Annotated in this window: 10 protein-coding genes; 9 read left to right on the top strand and 1 reads right to left on the bottom strand. The window is 46.0% G+C overall.

Annotation, left to right across the window (positions count from 1 at the left end; translation table 11 throughout):
• Positions 1-211 precede the first annotated feature (211 nt).
• Positions 212-694, top strand: coding sequence for a flavin reductase family protein (locus QUA16_RS34530; RefSeq protein ID WP_015178074.1), 483 nt, complete (start codon positions 212-214; stop codon positions 692-694).
• Between the two features lie 51 nt (positions 695-745).
• On the opposite strand, the gene QUA16_RS34525 is transcribed toward QUA16_RS34530, so the two are convergent.
• Entirely contained in the window at positions 746-1,252 is a 507-nt protein-coding gene (locus tag QUA16_RS34525) for a pyroglutamyl-peptidase I family protein (RefSeq protein WP_333109108.1), read from the bottom strand.
• A 203-nt stretch (positions 1,253-1,455) separates the two neighbouring features.
• Here QUA16_RS34525 and hisH point away from each other — a divergent pair, with 203 nt between their 5' ends.
• The 8 genes from hisH (at position 1,456) to QUA16_RS34485 (ending at position 7,852) form a co-directional block, all read left to right on the top strand.
• Positions 1,456-2,091: an imidazole glycerol phosphate synthase subunit HisH gene (hisH, locus tag QUA16_RS34520; RefSeq protein ID WP_333109109.1), complete on the top strand. Its 636-nt coding sequence runs from the start codon at positions 1,456-1,458 to the stop codon at positions 2,089-2,091.
• 185 nt (positions 2,092-2,276) lie between these two features.
• Entirely contained in the window at positions 2,277-2,819 is a 543-nt protein-coding gene (gene rsmD / locus QUA16_RS34515) for a 16S rRNA (guanine(966)-N(2))-methyltransferase RsmD (RefSeq protein ID WP_333109110.1), read from the top strand.
• 256 nt (positions 2,820-3,075) lie between these two features.
• Positions 3,076-4,536: a phosphoglucosamine mutase gene (gene glmM / locus QUA16_RS34510; RefSeq protein WP_333109112.1), complete on the top strand. Its 1,461-nt coding sequence runs from the start codon at positions 3,076-3,078 to the stop codon at positions 4,534-4,536.
• A gap of 186 nt (positions 4,537-4,722) precedes the next feature.
• The gene (hpsN, locus tag QUA16_RS34505) at positions 4,723-5,697 is read left to right on the top strand and encodes a hormogonium polysaccharide biosynthesis glycosyltransferase HpsN (RefSeq protein WP_333109113.1); all 975 of its coding nucleotides are present in this window, start codon (positions 4,723-4,725) and stop codon (positions 5,695-5,697) included.
• A gap of 115 nt (positions 5,698-5,812) precedes the next feature.
• Positions 5,813-6,982: a hormogonium polysaccharide biosynthesis glycosyltransferase HpsO gene (gene hpsO / locus QUA16_RS34500; protein WP_333109115.1), complete on the top strand. Its 1,170-nt coding sequence runs from the start codon at positions 5,813-5,815 to the stop codon at positions 6,980-6,982.
• A 41-nt stretch (positions 6,983-7,023) separates the two neighbouring features.
• Positions 7,024-7,371, top strand: a complete 348-nt coding sequence (locus tag QUA16_RS34495; RefSeq protein WP_333109117.1) for a hypothetical protein — start codon at positions 7,024-7,026, stop codon at positions 7,369-7,371.
• Positions 7,368-7,547: a hypothetical protein gene (locus QUA16_RS34490; protein WP_333109119.1), complete on the top strand. Its 180-nt coding sequence runs from the start codon at positions 7,368-7,370 to the stop codon at positions 7,545-7,547. Before QUA16_RS34495 ends, QUA16_RS34490 begins: the two co-directional genes overlap by 4 nt.
• A gap of 47 nt (positions 7,548-7,594) precedes the next feature.
• Positions 7,595-7,852, top strand: coding sequence for a hypothetical protein (locus QUA16_RS34485; RefSeq protein WP_333109120.1), 258 nt, complete (start codon positions 7,595-7,597; stop codon positions 7,850-7,852).
• Positions 7,853-8,020: the final 168 nt, after the last annotated feature.

Raw genomic sequence — 8,020 nt, 5'->3', positions numbered from 1 at the left:
GAGAGCGGTGACGCTTGAACCTTACCCGACTATCCCCCCTCGACTCAACCAAAAGCCGGCCACTGAAGAAGGGGCTTGTATCCCATTTTTCTTGGTCAAGTTTGGGCTCGAAAAAGGCAATATTAGCGAATAGCCCTGAAGACAGGTGGGTTTGTGGGCCCGACATTGGTAAACTGGGCGATGTAGAATTATCGATCGAACAGGTAAGCCCGTGCTAGACGAACAAGCTAAAAAGACCATCTTGCGGAAAATCCCTCACGGATTGTACATCTGCGGTGTCAAAGACGGGGAGGAAGTCAACGGTTTCACCGCTAGCTGGGTGATGCAATCTTCCTTTACCCCTCCCTTAGTTGTCAACTGCGTCAAGCAAGACTCCAAATCCCACGCCATGATCAAAGCCAGCGGTGTCTTTGCTTTGAGTTTCCTAGAAGCAGGCCAAAAAGACTTAGCCCAGAAATTCTTCAAGCAGCAGCGCCGCGTTGGCAATAAATTTGAGGATGTAGAATTTTATCCGGGCGCGGAAACTGGTTGTCCGATTATCTCGGATTCTCTGGGTTACATCGAGTGCAAAGTTGTCGGGGCTGTGGAACACGGGGATCACACGGTTTATGTGGGAGAAGTTTTGGCAGCCGGCGTCCACCGAGAAGGCAATCCGTTGCTGCTAGAAAGCACCGGTTGGAATTACGGCGGCTAATGACCTCTGGCAGTTGGCAACTGGCAGTTGTCAGTTGTCAGTTGTCAGTTGTTAAGGGAGGCGAGTTAAAATTAATAAAAAATCGGCGACAATTTTGTCGGCATTTTCTTCTGTCAAAATTGGTACGTGTACGAAAATACATTTGGTGCTAAGTTGAGAATCTGCAAGGTGTTTTAAAACCGCATAATACAGGGCTTCGCAAACAAATTTTCCTGCTTCGTGACTGATTTCTGTTGCGGCTAAATCAGCGACTAGCGGTTCGAGATTAACTGGGGTTTTCAGAATGTCGCTATCGCAGCAAGCGCAGGATTCTACGGTTAATTTTTGCCGACTTTCGGCCATGCCGCAGCAGATAATAGTGTCAGGTTGGATCTGGTTGATTTCGGCGATCGCTAAATTAGGTGCTAGCTGAAAATCTACTGGCAGTTTCCTCAAAAAAGCCAGGGAATAAGGCAAAGATTTGATTTGGGAAATCTTGGCTAATAAGTCGTCGGAAGAGTTGGATTGCTGATGGGGAAGCCAAGTATCAAATGAGGTTAGCAGGATTTTCGTAGTCATAAATGATGGGGGATTGTTAACTGTTGACTGTTGACTGTTGACTGTTAACTGTTGACTGTTGACTGTTGACTGTTGACTGTTAACTGTTGACTGTTAACTGTTGACTAATGACTAATGACTAATGACTAATGACTAATGACTAATGACTAATGACTAATTGTATGCAATAATACTGATATCGATCATATAAGGCAAGTAAGTCAATGTCTGTCATTGCAGTAGTGGACTATGACATGGGCAATCTGCACTCAGTCTGTAAAGGCTTGGAAAATGTGGGTGCAGTGCCAAAAATTACAGATTCTCCTGCTATAATCGAGCAGGCTGATGCGGTGGTTTTGCCGGGGGTGGGTTCGTTTGACCCGGCAATGCAGAATTTACGATCGCGCAATTTGATAGAACCGATAAAAAGGGCGATCGCCTCTGGAAAACCTTTTTTAGGCATTTGTTTGGGTTTGCAAATTTTGTTTGAAAGTTCCGAAGAAGGCGTAGAACCGGGATTGGGCGTTATTGCGGGAAAAGTGCGCCGATTTCGCTCGGAACCGGGTTTGACAATTCCGCACATGGGATGGAATCAATTGCAATTTACTCAGCAGAATTTGCCGCTGTGGCAAAATTTACCGTCCGATCCTTGGGTGTATTTCGTGCATTCTTATTATGTCGATCCGGTGGAGTTGGAAGTGCGATCGGCAATTGTGACTCACGGTAGTCAAAACGTGACGGCGGCTATAGCTAAAGACAATTTGATGGCCGTGCAGTTTCACCCGGAAAAGTCTTCGAGTACGGGATTGCAAATGCTGTCAAATTTTGTCAGTCTGGTGAGGGAAAAAGTACCTGCTTAGGTGGCATGAATCTTAAAAAAAACCCGGTAGATTGCCGAAACCGGGTTTGACATTTTTAAAAGTGTTCTTCCTTCTTCCTGACATCCGTTACATCCGTTGCCGAACTTCCTTCTTTTTTCTTCCTGACATCCGTTACATCCGTTACATCCGTTACACAATCCGTTGCCGAACTTCCTTCTTCCTAAATGACTTTAAGAATCAGTGGCAATCGCCAAATCAAAACCCTGCCGGGACTCGCAACTCGCCCTACACCTTCGCGAGTCAGAGAAGCTTTATTTAATATTTGGCAAGGGACGATCGCAGATTGCAGATGGCTTGACATTTGTACCGGCAGCGGTTCGATGGGTGCAGAAGCTTTGTGTCGTCAAGCCGCGAGTGTCACTGGCATCGAACAGTCGGCGAAAGCTTGTGCGATTATCCGCGAAAACTGGGAGAAAATAGCAGACTCGTCCCAAACATTCCAAATACTGCGGGGAAACGCGACGGCGAAGTTGGCAACACTAGCGGGGCAGCAGTTCGATCGCATTTACTTCGATCCGCCCTACGCCAGCGATTTGTACGAACCTGTGTTAAACACGATCGCCAGCCAAGAAATGCTAGCACTCCTCGGCGAAATGGCCGTCGAACACAGCCCGGAGCGATCGACACAACCAATTTCCGGCCTAGAAATTTGCCGCCATAAAATATACGGCAATACAGCATTAACCTTCTATACCCGCAGTTGCTGAGAGGCTCAAACCGCAGCAGCGTCACTCCTGCAGGCAAAAAGAAACCGGGTTTCCTGGCGTTGGCGCCCCCGGTACTAAAAGTTTTTCCATTGCGTACAATACAAATTTTTCCGATGAAGTTAAGCTTGGTGCGTAGGTTGTCAAAGCAAGTTGCTTCAGCAATTGACGAAATAAATGGAGTTTAGGCTGAAAATAAAGACTTTCAGTTGTAACATGAACCCAAACTGTGAGTGTGAATATTCCTAAAGGAGTGAATATGGTTCAGACACCTTCGCGCCCTCGTGGCAGCGAGTTTCCGGCTGCTAACTCGGTACAGCCAGTCAAACGCGATACGATTCTGGTGGGAGATAGCCTCCCCCTGCCCAATACCAAACTCTTCGGAACAGACGGCATTCGCGGGAAAGTTGGAGAATTGCTGAATGCACCCCTAGCCCTGCAAGTGGGCTTCTGGGCTGGACAAGTTCTACGGCAAAATTCCTCCAACCAGGGGCCTGTGATTTTGGGGCAAGACAGCAGGAATTCCAGCGATATGCTGGCAATGGCACTGTCAGCGGGTTTGACGGCCGCCGGTTTAGAAGTTTGGAATTTGGGATTGTGTCCCACTCCCTGCGTTGCTTATCTGGCAAGCGTTTCGGAGTCGGTCGGCGGAGTGATGATTTCGGCTTCTCACAATCCCCCAGAAGACAACGGCATTAAATTTTTCGACTCAAACGGCTCCAAGCTGTCGCAGCAGTTGCAGGAACAAATCGAAGCGGGAATCCGGGGGGCAAAGGTTCCGGTTGCTAGCTTCGGTTGGGGACACCACTACCATCGCTCTGAGTTGGTTAAAGATTATGCCACTTCCCTCTGTGATTCGCTGCAAGAGATGAATTTGGAAGGAATGCGGATAGTTTTGGATTTGGCTTGGGGGGCTGCCGCGGGTCTGGCGCCGGCGGTGTTCGCGCAAATGGGGGCAGATGTGATCTGTTTGCACGACTCTCCTGATGGCGATCGTATTAATGTTAACTGCGGTTCTACTCATCTCGACAGTTTGCATGCGGCTGTTTTGGAACACAATGCCGATTTGGGATTTGCTTTTGACGGCGATGCCGATCGAGTTTTGTGTGTTGACAACCAAGGTCGAACGATTGACGGCGATTACATTCTTTATCTGTGGGGCCGGCAGTTGCGCGACTCGGAACAGTTACCATCCAATTTAATTATTTCTACTGTAATGGCTAACCTCGGCTTCGAGCGAGCTTGGGAAGAATTGGGGGGCAAACTAACTAGAACCAACGTGGGAGATCAGTACGTTCACGCTGAAATGCAGCGCACTGGTGCGATGTTGGGTGGCGAACAGTCGGGACACATTCTTTGTCCGCATTATGGTGTCAGCGGCGACGGTTTGCTGACAGCTTTGCATTTGGCTTCGCTGGTGCGCCAGTCGGGGGAATCTTTGGCACAATTGGTAAGTGGCAGTTTCCAAACTTATCCGCAGTTGTTGCGAAATATTCGGGTGGACGATCGCGAAAAACGCCTGAAATGGCACGAGTGCGAGGAAATGCAAAGTGCGATCGAACGTGCTACAACAGCAATGGGAGAACAGGGACGGGTTTTGGTTCGCGCTTCTGGCACTGAACCGCTAATTCGAGTTATGGTGGAAGCGGCCAGCGCCGAATTGGCTAATTTCTGGACTGAAAATTTAGTTTTAGCAGTTCAGCAACACATAGCTATCTGATGGAAAGGGGGAATTCCTAAAACTTTTGAGTTTTGAGTTTTGAGTTTTGAGTTGAAATCTTTTAATTCAAAATTCATAAATCAAAATTTCTAACTATTAATTTCGAGTTTTAATCAACTTCTCCAAAAATAACGAGTGGGGCAGGCATCCTGCCTACCCTTAACTTTATTTTCACTCAATTGTGTGATGATGATTTCTGTTGTGATACCCACCTACAACCGCGAGCAGCCCCTGCGAGAGACATTGGCTGATGCGATTGGGCAAAATTACCCGAATTTTGAAGTGCTGGTAATCGATCAAACTCGCACCCACGAATCGGAAACTCAAGTTTATTTAGAGGAATTGGCAAATGCTGCCCAAATTCGCTGGTTTAGAGTAGATTGGGCGAGTTTGCCTGCTGCTCGAAATTATGCAGTGCGGCGCGCAGTTGGAGAGATTATTTTATTTATTGATGATGATGTACGATTGCCAGATGGTTTTTTGGCGGCTCACGCTGGCAATTATTTAGAAAAACCCGATGTGGGATGTGTGGCGGGCAGGGTTTTTGACAGAATGAAACTGGATAATTCTGGAGGCGATTTGGCGATCGAATATTTGCCCTCAGAAGCTATGGATGCGGGCATTGCCTGGTATTTTATCGATTTAGTGCATACAGTCAAACCGCAGCAGGTGCTCTCGGCTAGAGGCTGCAATATGTCATTTCGCCGACAGGTTTTTGCCGAATGCGGGCTGATGTTTGACGAGCGGTTTGCAGGGAGTGCGGTGCGGGAGGAGTCGGATTTTTGTTTGAGATTGCGATCGACTGGCATGAAAATTTGGTACGATCCCAATGCGTGTTTAGTTCACTTGGGGGAAGAAAGCGGCGGATGTCACGATGTCAGCACGCGATCGATCGAGTATCAAGTCACATTTTATCACAACCATTTCCTCATGGGATTGAAAAATTTAACAGCCTTTCAATGCCTGCGATTTTTTGCCAAACTGTTTGACTGCCACGTTTTGGGAAATCCACCTTGTTATAAAAGCGCCTCGCCCATTAAAATTATAACTAGATTTGCTTTTTATATCCTGGGTTTTCTCAGTGCTATAAATACCCTAATTCAATCTCTGTGGAATGATGGACAAACTTACACCCATCAAGACAAGATTAACGCTCAATAATTCCCAATTCCCAATTCCCAATGCCCCATGCCCCATGCCCCATTCCCCATGCCCCATGCCCAATGCCCCATGCCCCATGCCCCATTCCCCATGCCCCATTCCCCATTCCCAATAAATGAGAATTCTCGTGGCTAGTCACACCTATATTGTGGACATTAATCGGGAAAAATTCAAGATATTAGCCAACCTAGAACCCGATATTGAAGTAACAGTTGTAGTGCCGCAGCGTTGGAAACCGGGAGGCGTACAAAATAAAATTATAGAAACGCAATTTTATGAAAAAGGCTCATTTAAAGTAGTCCCAGTCTCCAACTTTAGTCAAAACAATCAAGGGTTACTAACTTTTGGTATAGATTTAATTGAAGTTCTGCAAAAAATTAAACCGCAGATAATTCAAGTTGAACAAGGGTCAAAATCTATTGCTTGCGCTCAGTTGATTCTACTAAACAAACTGCTCAAACTGCAAGCCAAAAATATATTATTTACTTGGTGGAATTTGCCTTATCAATTGAATTGGCCGGTTTCAGTCTTAGAAAATTACAATCTTCAGCACACCGACGGAATTATTGCAGGCAACCTAGATGGAGCTAAAATTTTGCGGCAGCGGGGCTATCAAGGTGCGGTAAAAGTAATGCCACAACTCGGAGTAGATGAAGCTTTGTTTCGCCCCACTGGTAAAGACGCTGATTTATCGCGTCGGTTCGGCATTAAACCGACCGATTTTGTGGTAGGATTTGTAGGGCGATTTGTCGAAGAAAAAGGATTGTTGACTTTAGCTGAAGCTTTGGCAGGGTTGAAAAAAATCTCTTGGCAGTGGCTGTTAGTAGGACAAGGAAAATTGCGGACGCACCTCGCCGAGAAATGTATTGAATGGGGAATCAGCGACCGAATAATCTGGGTAGAAAGCGTTTCCCACGAAGAAATTCCCCCCTACATTAACTTAATGAACTGTTTGGTATTGCCTTCGCAAACCAGCTATAAATTCAAAACTTTGACCACTGTGGGCTGGAAAGAACAATTCGGTCACGTTTTAATTGAAGCGATGGCCTGTCACATTCCGGTTATTGGTTCCGACTGCGGGGAAATTCCCCACGTCATCGGCGATGCGGGGTTATTATTCCCAGAAGGAAATGCAGGGGTTTTGCGAGAGTGTTTGCAGAAATTGATGGAGGGGCAGGATTTGGCGACAGATTTGGGCGATCGGGGTTATCATAGAGCGATGAGCAATTATACCAATAAAGCTTTAGCTGAGCAGTTGTTGGAATTCTACAAAGAATTGTTGTAACTTTTAGCTATAATGCAAGTGTTAAATAAAAACTTTGGTAAATGTCTATTCCTTCCGAGATACGCTCTTTGGTTGACGAGCTCTACCAGGTACTAGACGATAGCGAGCGCCAAGCAACGTTGGGACTTTTTGCACTTAGAAGAGCCATGTCTCTTTTTCCGCAAAATGAAATACTGATGCAATACTTTTCTTTGATCAGTAATTTTCAATTCTGCGTAGCAGGTGTTCGCTTACAAGCAGAGCACATGGTGGGCAATGTATTAATGGCTGGTGTGCCCGATGAAGATGTTCAAAAAGCAGGAGATTATTTAGCAGCCTTGCTAAAGATGGCTCCAGAATCGAGAAGTATGATAGACAAAGTAGTTGAGAGATTAGAAGCATTGCAATGAAAAAATTACCAGATGAAAGCCAACTCCTGGAAATCCTTGAAATTGTGAAAGCCGCAGAAGCCAAAGCCAGTGAAATGTATGAATTTTCCAAGACAATGGCTCACAATACCCAAATTACAGCAACAAAGAGAGAGGAAGCTGAACAGCTAGACGGGCAACCTTTTGCAGATAATTAAATTTGTAATGGGAGATGTTGGTATGTTGATTTAAATAACTATCCCTGATGCGGATTCTCCAAATTATCCCCTCAATTTCCTTGGTATACGGCGGGCCAAGTCAAATGGTACTCGGACTTTCTGCGGCCCTCGCTTCCCAAGGCATTGATGTCACAATTCTCACCACAGATTCTCACGAATATCTCGGTCAACTTCCCTTAGATGTTCCTCTAAATCAACCCATACAACAAAACGGCTATCAGATTATTTATTTCCGCTGTTATCCCTGGCGCAGATATAAATTTTCACTCTCGTTATTGCAGTGAAAGTGCAGGGCTTACGCATGGGGCGGCTAGACACCCGCTTTCTACGAGTTTTGCGACGAGTCACGAGAAATATACCAAGAAACCCAGGGTAATACCAATTCACTATGAAGGTACACTAAAATATAGGGTAAAAGTAGAGGAAATCGAATATGGCGAACAAACTTCAGG

The sequence above is a fragment of the Microcoleus sp. S13_C3 genome (genome assembly GCF_036700905.1).
Taxonomy (GTDB): Bacteria; Cyanobacteriota; Cyanobacteriia; order Cyanobacteriales; family Microcoleaceae; genus Microcoleus.
Note: the sequence above shows the minus strand (reverse complement) of the source record. Positions and strands in the feature narration are given on the sequence as shown.